This window comes from Pseudomonas sp. HMWF006 (assembly GCF_003061205.1).
Lineage (GTDB): Bacteria > Pseudomonadota > Gammaproteobacteria > Pseudomonadales > Pseudomonadaceae > Aquipseudomonas > Aquipseudomonas monsensis.
Map to the genome: position 1 here is coordinate 15,510 of NZ_QAIU01000520.1, position 24,535 is coordinate 40,044.

Here is a 24,535-nt window from a genome sequence, read left to right on the forward strand (position 1 = left end):
TCCCAATCTTTACATAGGCTTCCCCCCGAAATGATGGACATCAACGAGATTCGCGAATACCTGCCTCACCGTTACCCGTTCCTGCTGGTGGACCGGGTGGTGGAACTGGACACTGAAGGCAAGCGCATTCGCGCCTACAAGAATGTCAGCATCAATGAACCGTTCTTCAATGGTCACTTCCCGGCGCATCCAATCATGCCGGGCGTGCTGATCATCGAAGCGATGGCTCAGGCTGCCGGGATCCTCGGTTTCAAAATGCTTGATGTGAAGCCGGCCGATGGCACGCTTTACTACTTCGTCGGTTCCGACAAACTGCGTTTCCGCCAGCCAGTGCTGCCCGGCGACCAACTGATCCTGGAAGCGAAATTCATCAGCTGCAAGCGTCAGATCTGGAAGTTCGAATGCCAGGCGTCGGTTGATGGCAAGCCGGTCTGCTCGGCTGAAATCATCTGTGCGGAACGCAAGCTATGAGTTTGATTGACCCTCGCGCAATCATCGATCCGTCGGCCGTTCTGGCTGACGGCGTCGAGGTCGGCCCGTGGTCGATCATCGGCGCAGGTGTGGAAATCGGCGAGGGTACCGTGATCGGGCCGCATGTGATCCTCAAAGGCCCGACCCGCATCGGCAAGCACAATCGTATCTACCAGTTTTCCTCGGTAGGCGAAGACACGCCTGATCTGAAATACAAGGGTGAAGAAACCCGCCTGGTGATCGGTGACCACAACGTCATCCGTGAAGGCGTCACGATTCACCGCGGCACGGTACAGGATCGTTCCGAAACCACCCTGGGCGATCACAACCTGATCATGGCCTATGCCCACATCGGTCACGACAGCGTCATTGGCAATCACTGCATCCTCGTCAACAACACCGCGCTGGCCGGCCATGTTCATGTTGATGACTGGGCGATCCTCTCCGGCTTCACCCTGGTTCACCAGTATTGCCACATCGGCGCCCACAGCTTTTCCGGCATGGGCACGGCGATCGGCAAGGATGTGCCTGCGTTTGTCACCGTGTTCGGCAACCCGGCCGAAGCCCGCAGCATGAACTTCGAAGGCATGCGCCGTCGCGGTTTCAGCGAAGAGGCGATTCACGCCTTGCGTCGCGCCTACAAGACTGTTTATCGCCAGGGGCTGACGGTTGAACAGGCTTTGGCGGAACTGGCCGAACCTGCTGCCCAGTTCCCGGAAGTCGCAATGTTCCGTGACTCCATCCTGTCGTCGACTCGCGGCATCACCCGCTGATCATGGCCAATCTGCGTATTGCGCTGGTAGCGGGTGAGGCTTCCGGTGACATTTTGGGCGCCGGTCTCATGCGCGCCCTCAAGGCACAACACCCGGCGGTCGAGTTCATCGGTGTCGGCGGGCCCTTGATGCAGGCCGAGGGGCTGACGTCCTGCTTTCCCATGGAGCGCCTGTCGGTCATGGGCCTGGTGGAAGTCCTTGGGCGGTTGCGCGAATTGCTCAAGCGTCGCAAGGATCTGATCGCCACGCTGATCGCGGCGAAACCGGACGTGTTCATCGGTATCGATGCCCCGGACTTCAACCTCAATATCGAACTCAAGCTGCGTCAGGCCGGAATCAAAACCGTGCACTACGTCAGCCCGTCGGTATGGGCGTGGCGGCAGAAGCGCGTGCTGAAGATTCGCGAAGGCTGCGACCTGATGCTGACGCTGTTGCCGTTCGAAGCCAGGTTTTACGAAGAGAAGGGCGTGCCGGTCCGCTTCGTCGGTCACACGCTGGCCGATACCATCCCGCTGGAAGCCGATCGCGCTGCGGCGCGCGCCGAACTGGGCCTGCCCGACGGTCCGCTGGTCGCGTTGATGCCGGGCAGTCGGGGTGGCGAAGTCGGCCGTCTCGGTGCACTTTTCCTCGATACGGCCGAGCGCCTGCGTGCCATGCACCCGGGTTTGCGTTTCGTCCTGCCGTGCGCCAATGCCGAGCGTCGTGCGCAGATCGAAGCGCTGCTGGTTGGCCGCGACCTGCCGGTGACCCTGCTCGACGGCAAATCCCATCTGGCCCTGGCGGCGTGCAATGCCGTACTGATCGCTTCCGGCACGGCCACGCTTGAGGCGCTGCTGTACAAGCGGCCAATGGTGGTGGCTTATCGCCTGGCGCCGCTGACGTTCTGGATTCTCAAGCGCATGGTCAAGAGCCCTTATGTGTCGCTGCCAAACCTGTTGGCTCAGCGGCTGCTGGTACCAGAACTGTTGCAGGATGATGCGACGGTCGAGGCGTTGGCGCAGACCCTGTCGCCCTTGATCGACGGTGGCGAGGAGCAGACCCGCGGCTTTGACGAGATTCATCGCACGCTGAGGCGGGACGCTTCCAATCAGGCGGCGGACGCCGTCCTCAACCTGATCGGTCAATCACGATGAGCAAGAAAATTATGCAGATGGGCCTGGATTTCACCCTGGTCGCCGAAGTCGAGGAACTGGTCGCCGGTGTCGATGAAGTCGGTCGCGGCCCGTTATGCGGTGCGGTGGTCACGGCAGCAGTGATTCTCGACCCGAACCGGCCGATCCTTGGCCTCAACGACTCGAAGAAACTCACCGAAGCCAAACGCGAAAAGCTCTACGACGAGATCATCGAGAAGTCCCTGAGCTGGTGCATCGCCCGCGCCGAAGTCGAGGAAATCGACGAGCTCAACATCCTCCACGCCACCATGCTGGCCATGCAGCGCGCTGTGGCTGGCCTGCATGTGCAGCCGAAACTGGCGATGATCGACGGCAATCGCTGCCCGAAACTGCCGATGCGCGCCGAAGCGGTGGTGCAGGGTGATGGCAAGGTTCCCGCGATTGCGGCGGCGTCGATTCTGGCCAAGGTCAGCCGCGACCGTGAAATGGCCGCGTTCGAACTGATCTACCCGGGTTACGGCATCGGCGGCCATAAAGGCTATCCGACGCCCGTTCATCTGGAAGCGTTGGCACGGCTCGGGCCGACGCCGATCCACCGGCGCTCGTTTGCCCCGGTGCGTCAGGCTTACGAGGCGCTGGAAGGCCTGACGCAGGTTTAGTCGCAAGGCTGATGTTTTGTTCGAGGCCCGGTACAATCCGGGCCTTGTTGTCTCTATGTAACTGGACAGGATCACTATGCCGGCTTCATTCGTTCATCTACGCCTGCACACTGAATACTCCCTGGTCGACGGGCTGGTGCGGATCAAGCCACTGGTCAAGGCCCTGACCGGCATGAACATGCCGGCGGTGGCGGTCACCGACCAGAACAACATGTGTTCCCTGGTCAAATTCTATAAAAACGCCATGGGCGCAGGCATCAAGCCGATCTGCGGCGCCGACCTGTGGCTGTCGAACAAGGATCCGGATGCGCCGCTGAGCCGCATCAGTCTGTTGGTGATGAACGCCAAGGGCTATCGCAACCTCACCGAGTTGATCTCGCGCGGCTTCATCGAAGGCCAGCGCAACGGCATGATCATCGTCGAGCGCGAGTGGGTCGCCGAGGCCAACGAGGGCCTGATCATGCTGTCCGCCGCCAAAGAAGGCGAGATCGGCATGGCCATGATCGGCGGCAACCCCGCGGAAGCCGAAGCGCTGGCGCGTGAGTGGATGGCGGTGTTCCCGGATCGTTTCTACCTGGAAATCCAGCGCACCAACCGTCCCAATGACGAAGAACAACTGCACGGCGCCGTGGCCCTGGCCGACAAGCTCGGCGCGCCGCTGGTGGCGACCAACGATGTGCGCTTCATCAAGCAGGAAGACTTCGCGGCCCACGAAACCCGTGTATGCATCGGTGAGGGCCGTGCCCTCGACGATCCGCGGCGTTCGAAGAATTACAGCGATCAGCAATACCTCAAAAGCGCCGAGGAAATGGCCGAGCTGTTCAGCGACATTCCCGACGCCATCGAAAACACCGTCGAGATTGCCAAGCGCTGCAACATTGAGGTGAAGCTGGGCACGCACTTCCTGCCCAACTTCCCGATCCCCGATGGCATGACCATCGACGAATACTTCCGCAAGGTGTCCTTCGACGGTCTCGAAGAGCGTCTCGCGGTGCTGCTGCCCAAGGACACCACCGAAGACTACGAAGCCAAGCGTCAGGTCTACGTCGATCGCTTGAATTTCGAGCTGGATATCATCATCCAGATGGGCTTCCCCGGTTACTTCCTGATCGTGATGGACTTTATCCAGTGGGCCAAGAACAACGGCGTGCCAGTAGGTCCTGGCCGGGGGTCGGGTGCCGGCTCGCTGGTGGCTTATGTGCAGAAGATCACCGACCTCGATCCGCTGGAATACGACCTGCTGTTCGAACGTTTCCTTAACCCGGAACGGGTTTCGATGCCCGACTTCGACGTCGACTTCTGCATGGACGGTCGTGACCGGGTGATCGACTACGTGGCCGAGAAATACGGCCGCAACGCGGTGAGCCAGATCATCACCTTCGGTTCCATGGCCGCCAAGGCTGTGGTGCGCGACGTGGCGCGGGTGCAGGGCAAGTCCTACGGCCTGGCGGATCGTCTGTCGAAGATGATTCCGTTCGAAGTCGGCATGACCCTGGAAAAAGCCTACGAGCAGGAAGAGATCCTGCGTGACTTCATCAAGGTCGATGAAGAAGCGGCTGAAATCTGGGAGATGGCGCGTAAGCTCGAAGGTGTGGTGCGTAACGTTGGTAAGCACGCCGGTGGTGTGGTTATCGCGCCGACCAAACTGACCGACTTCTCGCCGATCTATTGCGACGAGGCCGGCGACGGTCTGGTAACCCAATTCGACAAGGACGACGTTGAAGCCGCCGGTCTGGTGAAGTTCGACTTCCTCGGTCTGCGGACCCTGACGATCATCGACTGGGCGCTGAAAACCATTAACCGCGACCGCGCCAAGGTCAACGAGCCGCCGCTGGATATCGCGTTTATCCCGCTGGACGACAAACCGACCTACACGCTGTTGCAGAAAGCTGAAACTACAGCAGTGTTCCAGCTTGAATCCCGCGGCATGAAGGAGCTGATCAAAAAGCTCAAGCCCGACTGCCTGGAAGACTTGATCGCACTGGTGGCGTTGTTCCGTCCGGGCCCGCTGCAGTCCGGCATGGTGGACGACTTCATCAACCGTAAGCACGGTCGCGCCGAACTGGCGTACCCGCACTCGGACTACCAGTACGAAGGCCTCAAGCCGGTATTGGCGCCGACGTACGGCATCATCCTGTATCAGGAACAGGTGATGCAGATTGCCCAGGTCATGGCCGGTTACACCCTCGGTGGTGCGGACATGCTGCGTCGGGCGATGGGTAAGAAAAAACCGGAAGAAATGGCCAAGCAGCGCGGCGGTTTCATTGAAGGTTGCGCGACCAATAATATCGACGCTGACCTTGCCGGTAACATCTTCGATCTCGTAGAGAAATTCGCCGGTTACGGCTTCAACAAATCCCACTCCGCCGCTTACGGCCTGGTCTCGTACCAGACCGCCTGGCTGAAAGCCCACTACCCGGCGCCGTTCATGGCCGCGGTACTCTCGGCGGATATGCACAACACCGACAAGGTCGTGACCTTGATCGAGGAAGTGCGCACCATGAAGCTGCGCCTCGACGCGCCGGACGTGAACACTTCCGAGTTCAAGTTCACGGTGAACGACGACGGCCGCATCGTGTATGGCCTCGGGGCGATCAAAGGCGTCGGCGAAGGTCCGGTTGAGGCAATTACCGAAGCGCGTCAGGAAGGTCCGTTCAAGGATCTGTTCGATTTCTGCGCCCGGGTCGATCTCAAACGCATCAACAAGCGCACGCTGGACGGTTTGATCCGCAGCGGTGCACTGGATCGCCTCGGACCGTACTTTCACGACGAACAAAAGGCTTATCAGGCCAACATCGACCGTAACCGCGCCGTGCTGCTGGCGGCGATGGAAGAGGCGATCAAGGCCGCCGAACAAACCGCGCGTACCCACGACAGCGGTCACGCCGATCTGTTTGGCGGGCTGTTCGTCGAGGAAGACGCCGACGTTTATGCGTCGCATCGCAAGGCCAAGGAGCTGACCCTCAAGGAACGTCTCAAAGGTGAGAAAGACACCCTGGGCCTGTACCTGACCGGTCACCCGATCGACGAATACGAAGGCGAGATCCGCCGTTTCGCCCGGCAGCGCATCATCGACCTGAAGCCGGCCCGCGACACGCAAACCGTGGCCGGGATGATCATTGCCCTGCGGGTGATGAAGAACAAGAAGGGCGACAAGATGGGCTTCATTACCCTCGACGACCGCTCGGGGCGGATCGAGGCGTCGCTGTTCGCCGATGCGTTCCACTCCGCACAGTCGCTGTTGCAGACCGATGCAATGGTGGTGGTCGAAGGCGAGGTCAGCAACGACGACTTCTCCGGCGGCCTGCGCCTGCGGGTCAAGCGCGTGATGAGCATGGAAGATGCGCGCACCAACCTGGCCGAGAGCCTGCGTTTGAAGCTGCAGACTCAGGATCTGAAAGGCGATCAGCTACGCTGGTTGGGGGATTTGCTCAAGCGTCATCGCGGGGCGTGTCCGATCACCATGGAATACACCAGCCCCGATGCGAAGACCTTGCTGCAGTTCGGCGAGACCTGGCGGATCGACCCGGCGGATGCCTTGATTCAAGCCCTGCGTGACCAGTTCGGGCGAGACAACGTCTTCCTCCAATACCGTTGACCGGCAGGTGCCATCATTGCGCTTGCCTGAAACCTGAATTTTTAATCTCGACCTCAGCGCGCCTCTCCCTTAAGGTAGGGCGCGAATAGACAACCGGCCGGCCCAAGCTCATTTGGGACACGACCCAAGACGGACGCCTATGAACCCGAATTTTCTAGATTTCGAACAGCCGATCGCCGACCTGCAAGCCAAGATCGAAGAGTTGCGCTTGGTCGGTAATGACAATTCGCTGAATATCGGCGATGAGATCTCCCGCCTGCAGGACAAGAGTAAAACGCTGACCGAAGACATCTTCGGCAAGCTGACCAGCTGGCAGATCGCACGCCTGGCGCGTCACCCGAAACGCCCGTACACCCTGGACTACATCGAGCACATCTTCACCGAGTTCGACGAACTGCACGGCGACCGTCACTTCTCCGACGACGCGGCAATCGTTGGCGGCGTGGCACGTCTGGAAGACCAGCCGGTGATGATCATCGGCCACCAGAAGGGCCGTGAAGTGCGCGAGAAGGTACGCCGCAACTTCGGCATGCCGCGTCCGGAAGGCTACCGCAAGGCGTGCCGTCTGATGGAGATGGCCGAGCGTTTCAAAATGCCGATCCTGACCTTCATCGACACCCCGGGTGCTTATCCAGGTATCGACGCCGAAGAGCGTAACCAGAGCGAAGCGATTGCCTGGAACCTGCGCGTGATGTCGCGCCTGAAAACCCCGATCATCGCCACCGTGATCGGTGAGGGTGGTTCCGGCGGTGCACTGGCGATCGGTGTCTGCGACCAGTTGAACATGCTGCAGTACTCGACCTACGCGGTGATCTCGCCGGAAGGTTGCGCTTCGATTCTGTGGAAAACCGCCGAAAAAGCGCCGGATGCCGCTGAAGCGATGGGCATCACCGCCGAGCGCCTGAAAGGCCTGGGCATTGTCGACAAGGTGATCAGCGAGCCACTGGGTGGCGCCCACCGTGATCCGGCAGCTGCTGCTGCGTCGATCCGCGCCGAGCTGAGCTCGCAACTGGCGATGCTGAAGAAGTTCGACAACGAAGCGCTGTTGAAGCGCCGTTACGATCGACTGATGAGCTACGGTCTCTAATCGAACGCCGATTCGGCTGACAATGCAAAACACTGTGGGAGCGAGCTTGCTCGCGAAGGCGTTATAACAAACAACGAAAATGTTGAATGTTGAACCGCTTTCGCGAGCAAGCTCGCTCCCACATTGGCTTTCCGTGAAGGTAAAAAATGAGTCCGCTTTCGATTGATTTGCCTTCACGGCTTTTGCGCAATCTTGAGCAGTGGCGCAACGCCGCGCATTGGCGCATCGCGTTTTCCGGTGGTCTCGATTCCACCGTCCTCCTGCACCTGCTTGCCGATCTGGCAAAAACCGAATCACTCCCTGCACTGAGCGCCATCCATATCCATCATGGTCTTCAGACTGCGGCTGATGCGTGGCCGCAACATTGCCAGGCCGTATGTGATGCGCTGGGGGTGCCGTTGCTCATCGAGCGGGTGAAGGTGCAGCCAGGCGCGAGTCTGGAGCGGGCGGCGCGGGATGCGCGTTACGCGGTATTCAGTGCCCAGACACTAGCCAATGACGTATTGCTCACTGGCCAGCACCGTGATGATCAGGCGGAAACTTTGCTGTTTCGGCTGCTGCGTGGCGCGGGAGTGCGTGGATTGTCGGGAATGTCGCAGCAAAGGCCTGTGGGGCAGGGCACGTTGATTCGCCCGTTGCTGGATGTCACTCGCGCCGAGCTGGAACGTTATGCACAGGCTCACTCGTTAAGCTGGATCGAGGATCCGTCGAATCAGGATCGGCAGTTCTCGCGCAATTACCTGCGCCATCAGGTCATGCCGGCGCTGAGCGAGCGCTGGCCGCAAGCGCAGGCGAACATGGCCCGCAGCGCCGCGCATCTGCGTGACGCACAAGGCTTGCTCGATGAGCTGGCGCAGATGGATCTGGCTCAGGCCGGCACTGCCCACGATTTCGAGTGGCTGGGCCTGCCGTCGCTGACATTGGCGCCGCTGTCCGGGCTGTCTGCCGCCCGTCAACGAAACGCGCTGAGGCACTGGCTCGAACCGCTGACGCGACTGCCCGACACTGACCATTGGTCGGGTTGGGACGATCTGTGCCATGCCGCCGGCGATGCTTCACCGATCTGGCGTCTGGCCGATGGCGAGTTGCATCGCAGCGCCGGTCGATTGTGGTGGCTCAGTGGCAACTGGCTGCGCACGCCGGTGATCGGTGGCGAGTGGCAAGCCCCGACGTCAGCGCTACGCTTGCCCGATAACGGCCGTGTCATGTTCACGGGTCAGGCGCCTGCCGGGCCGCTGCGCATTGCCTATCGGCAGGGCGGCGAAGTGATGCGTCTGGCCGATCGCGGCCACCGCGATCTCAAGCGCCTGCTCAATGAGCGGGCAGTGCCGGCCTTCGTGCGTGGCAGATTGCCGCTGCTGTTTCGTGGCGCAGAATTGCTCGCGGTGGCGAACCTGCCGGGGCTTGATGGCGATGGGCGCGATGGCTGGAAATTGCATTGGCAGCCAACAGACGAAGATCAAGGTTTGAGCTGAAAGGAGCATTCCGGTAGACTACGCTCCCTTCTTGATACAACTTCTGTGGATTCGCCTGAATTGCAGGAGTTGCCGATTACCAAGCAGTCTTTGCTGGGCGATTCCAAAAAATGTGTAGCGAGCAACGTACCGGTGTTTCATCTGCCGGTCTGTCCCAACGCGGCGGTTTTTTTGAAAGGTGCACTGTGATTAATGCAGGTGATCGGGGGCTTCGGCCTTCCTTCGCTTTCCCCGGCGGCTCGTACCGCTTTAACGCAGACTTCTAGGGTTTTTCATGACGCGCTACATATTCGTCACGGGCGGTGTTGTTTCTTCATTGGGGAAAGGCATTGCCTCGGCTTCATTGGCGGCCATCCTGGAGGCGCGGGGGCTTAAGGTCACCATGCTTAAGCTGGATCCGTACATCAACGTCGACCCGGGCACCATGAGCCCGTTCCAGCACGGTGAAGTGTTCGTCACCCACGACGGCGCCGAGACCGACCTGGACCTGGGCCACTACGAGCGGTTCATCCGCACGACCATGACCCAGAACAACAACTTCACCACCGGCCGTGTCTACGAGCACGTGCTGCGCAAAGAGCGCCGTGGTGACTACCTGGGTGCAACCATTCAGGTGATTCCGCACATCACCGACGAAATCAAGCGTCGCATCATCAAAGGTGCCGGTGACGCTGACGTGGCAATGGTCGAAATCGGTGGCACCGTCGGTGACATCGAGTCGCAACCGTTCCTTGAAGCCATCCGTCAGTTGCGTTTCGAAGTCGGCGCCAAGCGCGCGATGTTGATGCACCTGACACTGGTGCCGTACATCGCCACCGCTGGCGAGACCAAAACCAAGCCGACCCAGCACTCCGTGAAGGAACTGCGTTCGATCGGCCTGCAGCCAGACGTACTGGTGTGCCGTTCCGATCACCCGATCGACGTTTCGTCGCGTCGCAAGATCGCTCAGTTCACCAACGTTGAAGAACGTGCGGTCATCGCGCTGGAAGACGCCGACACCATCTACAAGATCCCGGGCATCCTGCATTCGCAGGGTCTGGACGATTTTGTCGTCGAGCGTTTTGGCCTGCAGTGCGGCAGCGCTGACCTGTCCGAGTGGGAAGCTGTGGTTGATGCCAAGCTGAACCCGGAACACGAAGTGACCATCGCGATGGTCGGCAAGTACATGGAACTGCTGGACGCCTACAAGTCGCTGATCGAAGCGATGAGTCACGCCGGCATCAGCAACCGTACCAAGGTCAACCTGCGCTACATCGACTCCGAAGACATCGAAAACCAGGGCACTGCGCTGCTCGAAGGTGTCGATGCGATCCTCGTACCGGGTGGCTTCGGTCTGCGCGGCGTGGAAGGCAAGATTACTGCCGTTCAGTACGCTCGCGAAAACAAGGTTCCGTACCTGGGCATCTGCCTCGGCATGCAAGTGGCGGTGATCGAGTTCGCCCGTAACGTGCTGGGCTGGAAAGACGCCAACTCCACCGAGTTCGATCGCGCCAGCGGCCATCCGGTCGTGGGTCTGATCACCGAGTGGGAAGACGCCACCGGCGCGGTTGAAGTGCGTACCGAAGCGTCCGATCTGGGCGGCACCATGCGCCTGGGCGCTCAGGAATGCCTGCTGGAGGCCGGCTCCAAGGTGCACGATTGCTACGGCAAGGATGTGATTGTCGAGCGTCACCGTCACCGCTACGAAGTGAACAACAACCTGCTGCCACAAATCATCGAAGCCGGCCTGAAAATCTCCGGTCGCTCCGCTGACGCCGCGCTGGTTGAAGTGGTCGAAGCACCGGATCATCCATGGTTCGTCGCTTGCCAGTTCCACCCTGAGTTCACCTCGACACCACGTGATGGCCATCCGCTGTTCAGCGGTTTTGTCAAAGCAGCATTGGCTCAACACCAGAAGAAGGCGTAACCCCGATGGCACAGAAGATCATCCGCGTCGGCGACATCGAGATTGCCAACGACAAACCCATGGTGCTGTTCGGCGGCATGAACGTGCTGGAAAGCCGTGACATGGCCATGCAGGTTTGCGAGGAGTACGTGAAGGTCACCGAGAAACTCGGCATTCCTTACGTGTTCAAGGCCAGTTTCGACAAGGCCAACCGTTCTTCTGTGACCTCTTATCGTGGTCCTGGCCTGGAAGAGGGCATGCGCATCTTCCAGGACATCAAACAAGCCTTCGGCGTGCCGATCATCACCGACGTCCACGAGCCTGATCAGGCTCAGGCCGTCGCTGAAGTCTGCGACATCATCCAGTTGCCGGCCTTCCTGTCGCGCCAGACCGATCTGGTCGTCGCGATGGCCAAGACCGGCGCGGTGATCAACATCAAGAAAGCCCAGTTCCTCGCGCCTCAGGAAATGAAGCACATCCTGAACAAGTGCGTGGAAGCGGGTAACGATCAACTGATCCTCTGCGAGCGTGGTTCGAGCTTCGGCTACAACAACCTCGTGGTCGACATGCTCGGCTTCGGCATCATGAAGCAGTTCGAGTACCCGGTATTCTTCGACGTGACCCACTCGCTGCAAATGCCTGGCGGTCGTTCCGACTCCGCCGGCGGTCGCCGTGCACAAGTCACCGATCTGGCCAAGGCCGGCATGAGCCAGTCGCTGGCCGGTCTGTTCCTCGAAGCCCACCCGGATCCGGACAACGCCAAATGCGACGGCCCTTGTGCCTTGCGTCTGGACAAACTGGAGCCATTCCTGGCCCAGCTCAAAGCTTTGGACGAACTGGTGAAGAGTTTTCCGACGGTAGAAACCGCGTAAACCTCAATTCTCCGGTAAAGTACCGCACGATTTGTCGCTCATGCCCTCGGGCATGAGCGTTATCGTCTGCAAGTCTGCCCGCTGCACACCCCTTGCCGACGGTAAAAAGATTTCCTCTAGCTGCGTCGTTTTCGTCAACTTTGGAGTGTTTACAACAATGGCAAAAATCGTCGACATCAAAGGTCGTGAAGTTCTCGACTCCCGTGGCAATCCCACCGTGGAAGCGGACGTGCTTCTCGACAACGGCATCATCGGCAGCGCTTGCGCGCCGTCCGGTGCATCCACTGGCTCGCGTGAAGCGCTCGAGCTGCGTGATGGCGACAAGAGCCGTTACCTGGGCAAGGGCGTGCTCAAAGCGGTAGCCAACATCAACGGTCCGATCCGCGATCTGCTGCTGGGCACTGACCCGAGCGACCAGAAAGCCCTGGATCACGCGATGATCAAGCTCGACGGTACCGAAAACAAGGCAACCCTGGGCGCCAACGCCATCCTCGCGGTGTCCCTGGCTGCGGCCAAGGCTGCTGCACAGGATCAGGATCTGCCACTGTACGCACACATCGCCAACCTGAACGGCACCCCGGGTGTCTACTCGATGCCGGTACCGATGATGAACATCATCAACGGTGGCGAGCACGCCGATAACAACGTCGACATCCAGGAATTCATGGTGCAGCCGGTTGGCGCCAAGACTTTCTCGGAAGGTCTGCGCATGGGCACCGAGATTTTCCATCACCTCAAAGCTGTGCTGAAGGCTCGTGGCCTGAGCACTGCAGTTGGCGACGAAGGCGGTTTCGCACCGAACCTGGCGTCCAACGAAGACGCGCTGAAAGTGATCTCCGAAGCAGTGGCCAACGCCGGTTACAAGCTGGGCACCGACGTGACCCTGGCGCTTGACTGCGCGGCGAGCGAATTCTACGAAGACGGCAAGTACAACCTGTCCGGCGAAGGCCAGGTGTTCACCGCTGAAGGTTTCGCCGATTACCTGAAAGGCCTGACTGAACGTTATCCGATCATCTCGATCGAAGACGGTCTGGACGAGTCCGACTGGGCTGGCTGGAAGATCCTCACCGACAAGATCGGCGAGAAGACCCAACTGGTTGGCGACGATCTGTTCGTGACCAACACCAAGATCCTGAAAGAAGGCATCGATAAAAAGATCGCCAACTCGATCCTGATCAAGTTCAACCAGATCGGCACCCTGACCGAAACCCTGGAAGCCATCCAGATGGCCAAGGCCGCCGGTTACACCGCAGTGATCTCGCACCGTTCGGGCGAAACCGAAGATTCGACCATCGCCGACCTGGCTGTGGGCACCTCGGCTGGCCAGATCAAGACCGGTTCGCTGTGCCGTTCCGACCGCGTTTCCAAGTACAACCAACTGCTGCGTATCGAAGAGCAGTTGAATGGCAAAGCCAAGTACAACGGTCGCAGCGAGTTCCGCGGCTAAGTACAAACTGATGGAAGGACACCGGATTGTGTCGGAAAAGTCGTGACAGCGATGGATTTGCCACTAATCTGATGCCTTACATGCACAAGCCTGGATCTTCCAGGCTTCGTGCTATCAGACGTTTCAAAGTTTTGGCGTGGCTGTCTTTTTTCACTGGATACCTGATATTCGATGCGCAGTCCTTACTGGTTGTTTCTCGTTTTGCTCTTGCTGCTGGCCGGTCTGCAGTACCGCCTGTGGGTGGGCAATGGCAGTCTGGCGCAGGTCGCCGAGCTGAAACAGCAGATTGCTGATCAGCACGCCGAGAACGAAGGCCTGTTGGAGCGCAACCGGGTGATGGACGCTGAAGTCAGCGAGCTGAAGAAAGGCATGGAGACCGTTGAAGAACGGGCTCGCCATGAACTGGGCATGGTAAAGGACGGTGAAACCCTTTACCAGCTGGCCCAATGATCGATTCTCTGCCGGCCTTCTGGGCCGTGATTCCTGCCGCGGGCGTCGGTGCCCGAATGGCCGCGGACCGTCCCAAGCAGTACCTGCAACTGGGCGGACGTACAATTCTCGAACACAGCCTTGGCTGTTTCCTTGATCACCCGAGTCTGAAGGGCCTGGTGGTCAGTCTGGCGGTTGACGATCCTTATTGGCCGAACCTGGCGTGTGCTACCGACTCGCGAATTCAGCGTGTCGAGGGCGGATCCGAGCGTTCAGGCTCGGTGCTCAACGCCTTGCTGCATCTGCATGCGCAAGGTGCCGATGATGAGGATTGGGTGCTGGTGCATGACGCCGCGCGACCGAACCTGGGCCGTGATGACCTCGACAAGCTGCTGGCTGAGCTGGCGGATGACCCGGTGGGTGGTTTGCTGGCGGTGCCGGCACGCGACACGCTGAAGCGGGTCGACAAGCATGGCCGTGTGGTCGAAACGGTCGATCGCAGCGTGATCTGGCAGGCCTACACGCCGCAGATGTTCCGCCTCGGTGCGCTGCATCGGGCGCTGGCGGACAGTCTGGTGGCGGATGCACTGATTACCGATGAAGCCTCGGCAATGGAGTGGGCCGGTCTGGCGCCACGTCTGATCGAAGGGCGGGCGGATAACCTCAAGGTTACCCGGCCGGAAGACCTGGAGTGGTTGCGTCAGCGTTGGGCTAACCGCCGCTGAATTTTTGTGGTGCTTGTTGAATCGCCATCGCGAGCAGGCTCACTCCTACATTTTGAAATGCGTTCCCCTGTAGGCGTGAGCCTGCTCGCGATAGCGCATTTACAGCCAACGCAACACTCATTCCTGATACTCCGGCCGCTCAGCCAACCCTTCCTTCAAAAAATCCACCAACTTGCGCACCTTCGGCGACAAATGCCGCTGCTGCGGGTACAGCGCCCACACTGCCGTATTCGGCGGCTGATGCGCCTCCAGCAGGGAAATCAACGCGCCAGTGTGCAAATGCTCCAGCACGTAATAATCCGGCAACTGACACAGCCCGACCCCTTGCAGCGCCGCGTCCAGCACCGCTTGCCCACTGTTGCAACGCCAGTTTCCCTGCACCCGCTGGGAAAATTCCCGCCCGTTCTGTTCCAGCTGCCAGATATCCGAACTGCCAATCAGGCAATTGTGCCGACTCAGTTCCGACAGGCTGTGCGGGCGTCCATACCGTTCGAGGTAGGACGGCGACGCGCACAGATACATGCGCCGAGGCGCCAGTCGCGTGGCCACTAATCGTGAATCTTGCAATCGGCCAAGGCGGACGGCCAGATCCAGGCCTTCATGAACCAGATCGAGTGGGCGGTTGGACAGTTCAATATCAATGCGCAACTGCGGGTACAACCCCATGAATCGAGTGACCAACGGCACGATGAAACGCTCGCCGTAAGCCACGGCGCAAGTCATGCGCAGCATGCCTTTCGGTTCGCTGGTCAGGTCGCCGACCGCGCGCAGCGCTTCTTCGCGACCGTCCTGCAAGCGTTGGCAATGTTGCAGAAACGTTTGTCCGGCCTCGGTTAATGTCACGCGACGGGTACTGCGGTAGAGCAGGCGTGTCTGCAAACGCTCCTCCAGCCGTACGATTTGGCGACTGATGTGGGAGGAAGAAACACCCAGGCGTTCGGCGGCAGCGGTGAACTGGCTGCATTCGGCGACGGCGACGAACTCGTCGATGCCTTCCCAGCGGCTTTCGGACATCGGGATTATCCCTGTATGGCAATAATGTTTTGCTTTTGACCCGATTATTCATCACCTGGCGCTGAACTACACTGGCTGTCTGGTTTTTTATTCAATGGATTCACTGGAGAGTCAGCATGATCAAGTCGCGCGCCGCCGTAGCCTTCGAGGCCAAGAAGCCGCTGGAAATCGTAGAAGTCGATGTCGCCATGCCCAAGGCCGGTGAAGTGTTGCTGCGTGTGGTCGCGTCCGGGGTTTGCCACACTGACGCCTACACCCTGTCCGGCGCTGACCCGGAAGGGATCTTCCCGTCTATCCTCGGCCACGAGGGTGGTGCCATCGTTGAAGCCATTGGCGAGGGCGTGACTTCGGTAGCTGTCGGTGATCACGTGATCCCGCTGTACACCCCGGAATGCGGCCAGTGCAAATTCTGTAAGTCGGGCAAGACCAACCTGTGTCAGGCGATTCGCTCGACTCAGGGTAAAGGCCTGATGCCGGACGGTACTTCGCGCTTTTCCTACAAGGGCGAAACGATTTTCCACTACATGGGCACCTCGACTTTCTCCGAGTACACCGTGCTTCCCGAAATCTCTGTGGCGAAAATCGCCAAGGATGCGCCGCTGGAAAAGGTCTGCCTGCTCGGTTGCGGCGTGACCACCGGTATCGGTGCAGTGCTTAACACCGCCAAGGTCAAGCCAGGTGACACCGTGGCGATTTTCGGCCTGGGCGGCATCGGTTTGTCCGCCGTGATCGGCGCCGTGAAGGCCAAGGCCTCGCGGATCATTGCCATCGACATCAACCCGGCCAAGTTCGAGATCGCCAGACAGCTCGGCGCCACCGACTGTGTGAACCCGAAGGATTTCGATCGCCCGATCCAGGAAGTCATCGTCGACATGACCGATGGTGGCGTCGATTTCTCTTTCGAGTGCATCGGCAACGTGCAACTGATGCGTGCAGCCCTTGAGTGCTGCCACAAAGGCTGGGGCGAGTCGGTGATCATCGGCGTGGCCGGGGCCGGTCAGGAAATCTCCACCCGTCCGTTCCAACTGGTGACCGGGCGTGTCTGGCGCGGTTCGGCGTTCGGCGGCGTGCGTGGCCGTACCGAGCTGCCAAGCTACGTCGATATGGCGCAGAGCGGCGAGATCCCGCTGGATACTTTCATCACCCACACCATGGGCCTGGAAGACATCAACAAGGCCTTCGACCTGATGCACGAAGGCAAGAGCATCCGTACCGTCATTCATTTCTAAAAGCAGCCTCAAGTTACAAGCTTCAAGCTGCAAGTCCGGGCGCTTTTGCCTTTTCTTGAAGCTCGAAGCTTGCCGCTTGCAGCTGGGAGAATCCCCATGAGTCTGGAAAACATCTCCTGTCAGAAGAGTTTCGGCGGTTGGCACAAGCGCTATCGCCACCGCTCCGAGGTGCTCGGCTGTGACATGGTGTTTGCCGTGTATCTGCCACCGCAAGCGGAGCAGGGCGGCAAGCTGCCGGTGCTGTACTGGTTGTCGGGCCTGACCTGCACCGACGAGAATTTCATGCAAAAGGCTGGCGCGATGCGCATGGCGGCTGAGCTGGGGTTGATCATTGTGGCGCCGGACACCAGTCCGCGTGGCCCGGACGTGCCGGGTGATCCGGATGGCGCCTGGGACTTCGGCCTCGGTGCCGGGTTTTACCTGAACGCCACGCAGGAACCGTGGGCGCGGCACTATCGGATGCATGACTATGTCGTGCAGGAATTGCCAGCACTGGTTGAAGCGCATTTCCCGGCATCGGCAAAACGCAGCATCAGCGGCCACTCCATGGGCGGCCACGGGGCGCTGGTCTGTGCACTGCGCAATCCGGGGCATTACCAATCGGTGTCGGCGTTTTCGCCGATCAACAATCCGATGGATTGCCCGTGGGGCCAGAAGGCGTTCTCGCGCTATCTGGGTGAAGACCGTTCGAAGTGGAAAGAGTGGGATGCCTGTGCACTGATCGCCGAGGCCACTGAAAAGCTGCCGTTGCTGGTCGATCAGGGTGATCGGGATGACTTCCTCGCCACTCAGCTCAAACCCGAAGCCCTGCAACAGGCGGCAAAACAAGCGGGTCATCCGCTGACCCTGCGTCTGCAGCCGGGCTACGACCATAGCTATTTCTTTATCTCAAGCTTCATTGACGACCACTTGCAGCATCACGCACGCGCCCTTCGGGCCTAATGCAGGTAGAATCACGCCCTGACAAAAATCGGGGCGTTTTTTTATGCGTATTGGCCACGGCTATGATGTGCACCGTTTCGCTGAAGGCGATTTCATTACTCTGGGCGGCGTGCGCATTGCACACGGCTTCGGGCTGCTCGCTCATTCCGACGGTGACGTCCTGCTGCACGCCTTGAGCGATGCCTTGCTCGGCGCGGCCGCGCTGGGTGATATCGGCAAGCACTTTCCGGACACCGACCCGCAATTCAAGGGCGCCGACAGCCGTGTGCTGCTGCGTCATGTGGTCGCGCTGATCCACGCCAAAGGCTGGAAAGTCGGCAACGTCGACAACACCATCGTCGCCCAGGCGCCGAAAATGGCTCCGCATATCGAATCCATGCGCGCGTTGATCGCCGCCGATCTTCAAGTTGAGTTGGATCAAGTGAACGTGAAAGCTACCACCACCGAAAAGCTCGGCTTTGTCGGTCGCGAAGAAGGTATTGCCGTGCATTCCGTTGCCTTGTTGCTGCGCGCATGAACGAACTGCAATTGCTCGGCCCGCGGGCTTGGGGCGAACCGCTCGGCACTGCGGTACTGAAAGCCATCGCCGAAGATTTTCAGGTCGATGAAGTGCTCGACATCCCGTTCAGCGGCGATGGCGAACACCTGTGGATCTGGGTCGAAAAACGTGGCCTGAACACCGAGGAAGCGGCGCGGCGTCTTGCCAAGGCGGCAGGCGTGCCATTGCGTACCGTCAGCTATGCCGGGCTCAAGGATCGGCAGGCGTTGACCCGTCAGTGGTTCAGCGTGCAACTGCCGGGCAAGGCTGACCCGGATCTGTCGGCGGCAGAAAACGACACGCTGAAGATCCTCAAGACCACGCGCCACAAGCGCAAGCTGCAACGCGGCGCGCATTCGGCCAACGGTTTTACCCTGCGCCTGACCCAGTTCGCCGGCGACAAGGCGGCGATCGAGCAGCGGCTGCAACTGATCGCCAGGCAGGGCATTCCCAATTATTTCGGCGCCCAGCGTTTCGGCCATGACGGCGGCAATGTCGTCGATGCTCGTGCCTGGGCGGCGCGCAAGGCCTTGCCGGAACAGCGCAATGTGCGTTCGCGACTGTTGTCGACGGCGCGCAGTTTTCTGTTCAATCAGGTGCTCGCAGCACGGGTCGCCGATGGCACCTGGCAAACAGCCCAGGTCGGCGATCTGTTGGCGTTCACCGACAGCCGCAGTTTTTTCCCGGCCGGTGAAGCCGAGTGCAGTGACCCGCGTCTGGCGATTCTCGACCTGCACCCGACCGGGCCGCAGTGGGGCGAAGGTGACTCTCCGACCGCGGGCGCTGTCCATGAACTCGAACAGGGGATCGCCGCCCGTGAGGCGGATCTGCGCGACTGGTTGATTCACGCCGGCATGAGCCACGAACGTCGCATCCTGCGACTGCCCATTGGCGGGTTGTCGTGGCATTATCCCCAGCCTGACATTCTGCAACTGGAATTCGTCCTTCCGGCCGGATGCTTCGCCACCGTATTGGTGCGCGAACTCGTTGATCTGGTGCCGGTGGGGCAGACGGACAGCCCATGCGTATTCTGATTTCTAACGACGATGGGGTAACTGCACCCGGTCTCGCCGCGCTTTATGCTGCGCTGGCGGATTACACCGAATGCGTGGTTATCGCCCCGGAGCAGGACAAAAGCGGCGCCAGCAGTTCGCTGACGCTCGACCGTCCATTGCACCCGCAATACCTGGCCAACGGTTTTATCAGCCTCAACGGCACCCCGACCGACTGCGTGCATCTGGGCCTCAACGGCCTGCTGGAGCGCGAGGCGGACATGGTGGTGTCCGGCATCAATCTCGGCGCCAACCTGGGTGATGACGTGCTGTACTCCGGCACCGTGGCGGCTGCTCTCGAAGGGCGCTTCCTCGAGCGTCCGTCGTTCGCCTTCTCGCTGGTCTCGCGCCAGGTGGATAATCTGCCGACAGCGGCCTGGTTTGCGCGCAAACTGGTCGAGGCCCATGCCGGGCTCGATCTGCCGCCGCGCACGGTACTCAACGTGAACATTCCGAATCTGCCGATCGACCACATTCGCGGTATTCAACTGACCCGTCTCGGCCATCGCGCCCGGGCGGCGGCGCCGATGAAAGTGGTCGATCCGCGTGGCAAGGCCGGTTACTGGATTGCGGCTGCCGGCGATGCCGAAGACGGCGGGCCGGGCACCGACTTTCATGCGGTGATGCAGGGTTACGTTTCCATCACCCCGTTGCAGCTTGATCGCACCTTCAACGATGCCTTCAGAAGTCTCGACGGCTGGCTGGAGGGACTGCGCTGATGGCTCGTGAACACGAAGACAGAATGCGCAGCGGCATCGGGATGACGTCGCAGCGCACGCGCGAGCGTCTGATCCAGCGTCTATATGAAGAAGGCTTGTCCAACGCCAAGGTGCTGGAAGTGATCCGCCGTACGCCACGTCACCTGTTCGTCGACGAAGCGCTGGCACATCGCGCCTACGAAGACACGGCGCTGCCGATCGGCCACAACCAGACCATTTCCCAGCCTTATATGGTGGCGCGCATGAGCGAGCTGCTGCTGGAGGCCGGGCCGCTGGACAAGGTGCTGGAGATCGGTACCGGTTCTGGCTATCAGACAGCGGTGCTGTCGCAACTGGTCGAGCGGGTGTTCTCGGTGGAGCGCATCAAGGTTCTGCAGGATCGGGCCAAGGAACGCCTGGTCGAGTTGAACCTGCGCAATGTGGTATTTCGCTGGGGCGATGGCTGGGAGGGCTGGCCTGCACTGGCGCCTTATAACGGCATTATCGTTACCGCCGTGGCCACCGATGTCCCGCAGGCGCTGCTTGATCAACTGGCACCGGGCGGACGCATGGTGATTCCGGTGGGCTCGGGTGAAGTGCAGCAACTGATGCTGATCGTGCGTGAAGAGCACGGCTTTTCGCGACACGTTCTGGGGGCCGTGCGTTTCGTGCCTTTGCTCAATGGTCCGCTGGCCTGAGCATTTATTCACGGGTGCTGAATTCCTTTCGTTCGCCTCGGTCTTACTCCAGCGACGAGAGATTAAACGCAGCAGACTGGTCACTTGCAAACGTGTGCGCGCAGTGATTTCGCTTCATTAAAGGTAAAGCCGGTGCGGCCCGTTATACTTGCGACACTTCGTGCCGAATCCGGCATGCCAACTTTTTCAGCCACCACAAAAGGGAGCGGCGGGTGAGTCTCACAGTCATTGCGCAGCGTATGGGTAACACGAGCTTTCAGCGCCTGGTGACTGGCCTTGTCTTGAGCACCTTGCTGGTGGGTTGCTCCAGCACCAAATCGAGCAACGTGCGGGTGGTCGATCGTAACAATGCGGTTGCGCAGCGTCCTACAGTGACGACCGGACAGTACGTAGTTCGTCCAGGCGATACGATGTTCTCCATCGCCTTTCGCTACGGCTGGGACTACAAAGCCCTCGCGGCGCGGAACAATATTCCTACGCCCTATACGATCCACCCGGGTCAGACAATTCGCTTCGATGGGCGCACAGGTTCAACGCCGACGGCAGTGGTCAGCAACAGCAGTTCTTCGCCTTCATCGTCGAGCAAAACCACGGTAATCCGGCGCCAGGCGAATGGCACGACGACCACGACCGTGACCGGGTCCGGTGCCGGTTCTACGGGGGCTGCACCGTCCGTCGCCAGCAAATCTGCCCCGGCTCCACTGCCTCCTGCGGGTCCGGCCCCGACCGGCTGGGGATGGCCATCTAATGGCATTCTCATTGGAAAATTCTCTTCAAACGGTAGTTTGAATAAAGGAATTGATATCGCCGGAGATTTGGGACAGCCTGTTTTAGCTGCGTCTGATGGGACGGTGGTATACGCCGGGAGTGGCTTAAGGGGCTACGGCGAATTAGTCATCATCAAACACAGCGAAACCTACGTCAGTGCTTACGGTCACAACCGTCGGCTGTTGGTTCGGGAGGGACAGCAGGTCAAGGTCGGACAGACAATTGCCGAAATGGGGTCAACGGGTACAGACCGGGTGAAACTGCATTTTGAGATTCGCCGACAAGGTAAACCTGTAGATCCGCTGCAGTTCCTGCCAAGACGTTGATTTGTAAGCCAGCCTGTTCCGTCGCGTAGAGGGGACAGGCTCCAGCGCTGCCAAGGATAAAGGCGTCGCTTGAGCTTGGGGTCGAACTCACCAAAGGACTATAACAATGGCTCTCAGTAAAGAAGTGCCGGAGTTTGACATCGACGATGAGGTTCTCCTTATGGAGGCCGGCATCGATTCGGAATCTTCGATGTCGAATGATGAAGGGGCTGCTCCACCTTCCGTTCGTTCCAAATCCAAACACTCCGCTTCACTTAAACAACATAAGTACATCGACTACACGCGTGCACTTGATGCCACGCAGTTGTATCTCAACGAAATCGGCTTTTCCCCATTGCTCTCCCCGGAAGAAGAGGTTCATTTTGCGCGTTTGTCGCAGAGTGGTGATCCGGCCGGGCGCAAGCGCATGATTGAAAGTAACCTGCGGCTGGTGGTCAAAATCGCCCGGCGTTACGTCAATCGGGGGCTGTCGCTGCTGGATCTCATCGAAGAGGGCAACCTCGGGCTGATCCGGGCGGTGGAAAAGTTCGATCCCGAGCGCGGCTTCCGCTTTTCGACCTACGCAACCTGGTGGATCCGTCAGACCATCGAGCGCGCGATCATGAATCAGACCCGGACCATCCGGTTGCCGATCCATGTGGTCAAGGAACTCAACGTGTACCTGCGGGCTGCACGGGAGCTGACGCAAAAGCTCGACCATGAACCTTCACCCGAAGAGATCGCCAACCTGCTGGAAAAACCGGTGGGCGAAGTCAAGCGCATGCTCGGCCTGAACGAGCGGGTTTCTTCGGTCGATGTGTCGCTGGGTCCGGATTCGGATAAAACCCTGCTCGACACCCTCACTGATGATCGTCCGACCGATCCCTGCGAACTGCTGCAGGACGATGACCTGTCACAGAGCATCGATCAATGGCTGTCCGAACTGACCGACAAGCAGCGCGAGGTGGTCGTCCGCCGCTTCGGCCTGCGCGGTCACGAGAGCAGCACGCTGGAGGACGTAGGCCTGGAGATCGGCCTGACCCGGGAACGGGTGCGGCAGATTCAGGTAGAAGGCCTCAAGCGCCTTCGTGAAATCCTCGAGAAGAATGGCCTGTCGAGCGAGTCGCTGTTCCAGTAAGCGCTTCGATTGATCGCCCACAAAAAGCCCCGACTGGTTCGGGGCTTTTTGTTGCCTGCTCGAGTACGGAATGGAATGTCCTGTGGCGAGGGGGCAAGCAGCCTCGCCACACCATTCATCACCAGACATACGGTCGGCATTTCCATCGTTTGTAGTCTCGCGGTGTAAGCCTCGGCTTACTCTTTCGTAAGTGTTCCCTATTTTTGCAAGACGGCAGACGTCGATTGCCTTCGGTGCTAGTGATTAACTATATGATTTATATACTTATTTTTTAATATGAAGTGCTTATTACAGCGTTTTTCTGCCCTCAGGGCCGATTGCTCTCGGCAGGGAACTCTTTAGTATCAGCACTGTGTCGACGGACAGACACGCCCTTCAAGGATGAGGGGAATGGACATCGCAGGACGCGATTCATCAGGACGATGAAAAGGAACACAGGGAATAGGGAAAAAATGTGGGCGGGTCAAACCGCCCCTTTTTTATGCCTGCAGAAAAGCAAAAAGGCCCGCAAGGGGCCTTTTGGTAACGCGCGACAGATCAGCGTTCGAGGTCTTTGATCTTGCCTTTGACGCCATCCCACTCTTCGGCATCCGGCAGCGATTCTTTCTTCTCGGTGATGTTTGGCCAGACTTCAGCCAGCTCAACGTTCAACTGAATGAACTCCTGCATATCTTCCGGAACTTCGTCCTCGGAGAAAATGGCCACGGCAGGGCACTCGGGTTCGCACAGGGCGCAGTCGATGCACTCATCCGGGTGAATCACCAGGAAGTTCGGGCCTTCGTAAAAGCAGTCCACCGGACAGACTTCTACGCAGTCGGTGTACTTGCACTTGATGCAGTTGTCGGTGACGACGAAGGTCATTTCTAATTTTCTCCTCAGGCGGCGGCAGCGTTGCCCCTTCACGGTTGGGGTCGCCAGGTTCGGGAGCGATGTCTGCTGGCCAGGCTATTAGCCAGCAGCATCCCAAACCGCGCGAGATTCTAACAGCTTGAAGCCGTTTGCGTTATATCCGGTTCGTTGGTGCTTAGATCCGGTTCTTAAGTGCATATAACAGTTCGAGCGCCCGCCGCGGGGTCAGGTCATCCAGATCCACTTTGGCCAACTCATCGAGCACCGGATGCGGCAGGCTGGCAAACATGTCGCTTTGCTGCGGAGCGGCCGGCTTGCCTTTGACGGCAGGCTTTGGCGCTTCGTGCGGCAATGCCGTGTCTTCCAGTCGGCTCAGGTGCTCACGGGCACGCACGATCACTTCACTTGGTACACCCGCCAGTTGCGCCACCGCCAAGCCGTAGCTCTGGCTGGCAGGCCCCGGCAACACGTGGTGCAGGAACACGATGCGCTCGTTGTGCTCGGTGGCGTTCAGGTGCACGTTGGCCACCAACGGCTCGGCTTCCGGCAACACAGTCAGTTCGAAATAGTGCGTGGCAAATAGAGTATAGGCACGCAGATGCGCCAGACGCTCGGCGGCGGCCCATGCCAGGGACAGACCATCGAAGGTGCTGGTACCGCGACCGACTTCGTCCATCAGCACCAGGCTGCGTTCGGTGGCGTTGTGCAGGATATTGGCGGTTTCGCTCATCTCGACCATGAAGGTCGAGCGGCCACCGGCGAGGTCATCGC

Annotated in this window: 22 protein-coding genes and 1 pseudogene; 20 read left to right on the forward strand and 3 right to left on the reverse strand. The window is 59.6% G+C overall.

Annotated elements, in window-relative coordinates:
• Window positions 1-30 precede the first annotated feature (30 nt).
• The 12 genes from fabZ (at window position 31) to ispD (ending at window position 14,533) form a co-directional block, all read left to right on the forward strand.
• Window positions 31-471, forward strand: a complete 441-nt coding sequence (gene fabZ / locus DBR24_RS23350) for a 3-hydroxyacyl-ACP dehydratase FabZ (protein WP_003222142.1) — start codon at window positions 31-33, stop codon at window positions 469-471.
• On the forward strand, window positions 468-1,244 hold the full coding sequence (gene lpxA / locus DBR24_RS23355; RefSeq protein WP_123465093.1) for an acyl-ACP--UDP-N-acetylglucosamine O-acyltransferase: 777 nt from the start codon (window positions 468-470) through the stop codon (window positions 1,242-1,244). Before fabZ ends, lpxA begins: the two co-directional genes overlap by 4 nt.
• 2 nt (window positions 1,245-1,246) lie before the next feature.
• Window positions 1,247-2,377: a lipid-A-disaccharide synthase gene (gene lpxB, locus DBR24_RS23360; protein ID WP_123465095.1), complete on the forward strand. Its 1,131-nt coding sequence runs from the start codon at window positions 1,247-1,249 to the stop codon at window positions 2,375-2,377.
• A gap of 11 nt (window positions 2,378-2,388) precedes the next feature.
• A complete protein-coding gene (gene rnhB / locus DBR24_RS23365; RefSeq protein ID WP_064586190.1) occupies window positions 2,389-3,015 on the forward strand; it encodes a ribonuclease HII in 627 nt (208 codons plus the stop codon).
• 76 nt (window positions 3,016-3,091) lie between these two features.
• A complete protein-coding gene (gene dnaE, locus DBR24_RS23370) occupies window positions 3,092-6,613 on the forward strand; it encodes a DNA polymerase III subunit alpha (RefSeq protein WP_128615930.1) in 3,522 nt (1,173 codons plus the stop codon).
• 139 nt (window positions 6,614-6,752) lie between these two features.
• On the forward strand, window positions 6,753-7,700 hold the full coding sequence (locus DBR24_RS23375; RefSeq protein WP_123465099.1) for an acetyl-CoA carboxylase carboxyltransferase subunit alpha: 948 nt from the start codon (window positions 6,753-6,755) through the stop codon (window positions 7,698-7,700).
• 146 nt (window positions 7,701-7,846) lie between these two features.
• Window positions 7,847-9,175 carry a tRNA lysidine(34) synthetase TilS gene (gene tilS, locus DBR24_RS23380; protein ID WP_128615931.1) on the forward strand — a complete coding sequence of 443 codons (1,329 nt, stop codon included), beginning with the start codon at window positions 7,847-7,849 and terminating at the stop codon, window positions 9,173-9,175.
• Between the two features lie 274 nt (window positions 9,176-9,449).
• The gene (locus tag DBR24_RS23385; protein ID WP_123465103.1) at window positions 9,450-11,081 is read left to right on the forward strand and encodes a CTP synthase; all 1,632 of its coding nucleotides are present in this window, start codon (window positions 9,450-9,452) and stop codon (window positions 11,079-11,081) included.
• A gap of 5 nt (window positions 11,082-11,086) precedes the next feature.
• Window positions 11,087-11,932: a 3-deoxy-8-phosphooctulonate synthase gene (kdsA, locus tag DBR24_RS23390; RefSeq protein ID WP_123465105.1), complete on the forward strand. Its 846-nt coding sequence runs from the start codon at window positions 11,087-11,089 to the stop codon at window positions 11,930-11,932.
• A 157-nt stretch (window positions 11,933-12,089) separates the two neighbouring features.
• Window positions 12,090-13,379 (forward strand): phosphopyruvate hydratase, encoded by a 1,290-nt coding sequence (gene eno / locus DBR24_RS23395; protein ID WP_003222156.1) that lies wholly within the window; start codon window positions 12,090-12,092, stop codon window positions 13,377-13,379.
• 171 nt (window positions 13,380-13,550) lie between these two features.
• Window positions 13,551-13,829, forward strand: coding sequence for a cell division protein FtsB (gene ftsB / locus DBR24_RS23400; protein WP_007964293.1), 279 nt, complete (start codon window positions 13,551-13,553; stop codon window positions 13,827-13,829).
• The gene (ispD, locus tag DBR24_RS23405; protein ID WP_123465107.1) at window positions 13,826-14,533 is read left to right on the forward strand and encodes a 2-C-methyl-D-erythritol 4-phosphate cytidylyltransferase; all 708 of its coding nucleotides are present in this window, start codon (window positions 13,826-13,828) and stop codon (window positions 14,531-14,533) included. The genes ftsB and ispD overlap by 4 nt, the downstream gene beginning before the upstream one ends.
• A 117-nt stretch (window positions 14,534-14,650) precedes the next feature.
• Here ispD and DBR24_RS23410 read toward each other — a convergent pair whose 3' ends face one another.
• Window positions 14,651-15,547, reverse strand: a complete 897-nt coding sequence (locus tag DBR24_RS23410) for a LysR substrate-binding domain-containing protein (protein WP_128615932.1) — start codon at window positions 15,545-15,547, stop codon at window positions 14,651-14,653.
• Between the two features lie 116 nt (window positions 15,548-15,663).
• Between DBR24_RS23410 and DBR24_RS23415 the strand changes: the two genes are divergently transcribed.
• From DBR24_RS23415 to rpoS, 8 genes are all read left to right on the forward strand, one after another.
• A complete protein-coding gene (locus tag DBR24_RS23415; protein ID WP_123465111.1) occupies window positions 15,664-16,776 on the forward strand; it encodes an S-(hydroxymethyl)glutathione dehydrogenase/class III alcohol dehydrogenase in 1,113 nt (370 codons plus the stop codon).
• Window positions 16,777-16,866: 90 nt separating this feature from the next.
• Window positions 16,867-17,718 (forward strand): S-formylglutathione hydrolase, encoded by an 852-nt coding sequence (gene fghA, locus DBR24_RS23420; protein WP_177490670.1) that lies wholly within the window; start codon window positions 16,867-16,869, stop codon window positions 17,716-17,718.
• Between the two features lie 43 nt (window positions 17,719-17,761).
• Complete coding sequence (gene ispF, locus DBR24_RS23425; protein ID WP_007907189.1) at window positions 17,762-18,235, forward strand: 2-C-methyl-D-erythritol 2,4-cyclodiphosphate synthase; 474 nt, start codon at window positions 17,762-17,764, stop codon at window positions 18,233-18,235.
• The gene (gene truD / locus DBR24_RS23430; protein WP_128615934.1) at window positions 18,232-19,290 is read left to right on the forward strand and encodes a tRNA pseudouridine(13) synthase TruD; all 1,059 of its coding nucleotides are present in this window, start codon (window positions 18,232-18,234) and stop codon (window positions 19,288-19,290) included. The genes ispF and truD overlap by 4 nt, the downstream gene beginning before the upstream one ends.
• Window positions 19,278-20,027 (forward strand): 5'/3'-nucleotidase SurE, encoded by a 750-nt coding sequence (gene surE / locus DBR24_RS23435; protein ID WP_123465116.1) that lies wholly within the window; start codon window positions 19,278-19,280, stop codon window positions 20,025-20,027. The genes truD and surE overlap by 13 nt, the downstream gene beginning before the upstream one ends.
• Window positions 20,028-20,068: 41 nt before the next feature.
• Window positions 20,069-20,704, forward strand: a complete 636-nt coding sequence (locus DBR24_RS23440; RefSeq protein ID WP_169841266.1) for a protein-L-isoaspartate(D-aspartate) O-methyltransferase — start codon at window positions 20,069-20,071, stop codon at window positions 20,702-20,704.
• Between the two features lie 212 nt (window positions 20,705-20,916).
• A complete protein-coding gene (locus DBR24_RS23445) occupies window positions 20,917-21,798 on the forward strand; it encodes a peptidoglycan DD-metalloendopeptidase family protein (RefSeq protein WP_123465118.1) in 882 nt (293 codons plus the stop codon).
• 106 nt (window positions 21,799-21,904) lie between these two features.
• Entirely contained in the window at window positions 21,905-22,915 is a 1,011-nt protein-coding gene (gene rpoS / locus DBR24_RS23450; protein WP_016985073.1) for an RNA polymerase sigma factor RpoS, read from the forward strand.
• A gap of 537 nt (window positions 22,916-23,452) precedes the next feature.
• On the opposite strand, the gene fdxA is transcribed toward rpoS, so the two are convergent.
• Together fdxA and DBR24_RS23460 are read right to left on the reverse strand one after the other, a co-directional pair.
• Window positions 23,453-23,776 (reverse strand): ferredoxin FdxA, encoded by a 324-nt coding sequence (fdxA, locus tag DBR24_RS23455; protein WP_123465120.1) that lies wholly within the window; start codon window positions 23,774-23,776, stop codon window positions 23,453-23,455.
• A gap of 163 nt (window positions 23,777-23,939) precedes the next feature.
• Window positions 23,940-24,535, reverse strand: a pseudogene (locus DBR24_RS23460) (DNA mismatch repair protein MutS); the annotation flags it as partial.

Excerpts from the sequence above, each read along its gene's own strand:
- fabZ (WP_003222142.1), top strand. The coding sequence starts at position 31 with ATGATGGACATCAACGAGATTCGCGAATACCTGCCTCACCGTTACCCG.
- lpxA (WP_123465093.1), top strand. The coding sequence starts at position 468 with ATGAGTTTGATTGACCCTCGCGCAATCATCGATCCGTCGGCCGTTCTG.
- lpxB (WP_123465095.1), top strand. The coding sequence starts at position 1,247 with ATGGCCAATCTGCGTATTGCGCTGGTAGCGGGTGAGGCTTCCGGTGAC.
- rnhB (WP_064586190.1), top strand. The coding sequence starts at position 2,389 with ATGCAGATGGGCCTGGATTTCACCCTGGTCGCCGAAGTCGAGGAACTG.
- dnaE (WP_128615930.1), top strand. The coding sequence starts at position 3,092 with ATGCCGGCTTCATTCGTTCATCTACGCCTGCACACTGAATACTCCCTG.
- DBR24_RS23375 (WP_123465099.1), top strand. The coding sequence starts at position 6,753 with ATGAACCCGAATTTTCTAGATTTCGAACAGCCGATCGCCGACCTGCAA.
- tilS (WP_128615931.1), top strand. The coding sequence starts at position 7,847 with ATGAGTCCGCTTTCGATTGATTTGCCTTCACGGCTTTTGCGCAATCTT.
- DBR24_RS23385 (WP_123465103.1), top strand. The coding sequence starts at position 9,450 with ATGACGCGCTACATATTCGTCACGGGCGGTGTTGTTTCTTCATTGGGG.
- kdsA (WP_123465105.1), top strand. The coding sequence starts at position 11,087 with ATGGCACAGAAGATCATCCGCGTCGGCGACATCGAGATTGCCAACGAC.
- eno (WP_003222156.1), top strand. The coding sequence starts at position 12,090 with ATGGCAAAAATCGTCGACATCAAAGGTCGTGAAGTTCTCGACTCCCGT.
- ftsB (WP_007964293.1), top strand. The coding sequence starts at position 13,551 with ATGCGCAGTCCTTACTGGTTGTTTCTCGTTTTGCTCTTGCTGCTGGCC.
- ispD (WP_123465107.1), top strand. The coding sequence starts at position 13,826 with ATGATCGATTCTCTGCCGGCCTTCTGGGCCGTGATTCCTGCCGCGGGC.
- DBR24_RS23410 (WP_128615932.1), bottom strand. The coding sequence starts at position 15,547 with ATGTCCGAAAGCCGCTGGGAAGGCATCGACGAGTTCGTCGCCGTCGCC.
- DBR24_RS23415 (WP_123465111.1), top strand. The coding sequence starts at position 15,664 with ATGATCAAGTCGCGCGCCGCCGTAGCCTTCGAGGCCAAGAAGCCGCTG.
- ispF (WP_007907189.1), top strand. The coding sequence starts at position 17,762 with ATGCGTATTGGCCACGGCTATGATGTGCACCGTTTCGCTGAAGGCGAT.
- truD (WP_128615934.1), top strand. The coding sequence starts at position 18,232 with ATGAACGAACTGCAATTGCTCGGCCCGCGGGCTTGGGGCGAACCGCTC.
- surE (WP_123465116.1), top strand. The coding sequence starts at position 19,278 with ATGCGTATTCTGATTTCTAACGACGATGGGGTAACTGCACCCGGTCTC.
- DBR24_RS23440 (WP_169841266.1), top strand. The coding sequence starts at position 20,069 with ATGACGTCGCAGCGCACGCGCGAGCGTCTGATCCAGCGTCTATATGAA.
- rpoS (WP_016985073.1), top strand. The coding sequence starts at position 21,905 with ATGGCTCTCAGTAAAGAAGTGCCGGAGTTTGACATCGACGATGAGGTT.
- fdxA (WP_123465120.1), bottom strand. The coding sequence starts at position 23,776 with ATGACCTTCGTCGTCACCGACAACTGCATCAAGTGCAAGTACACCGAC.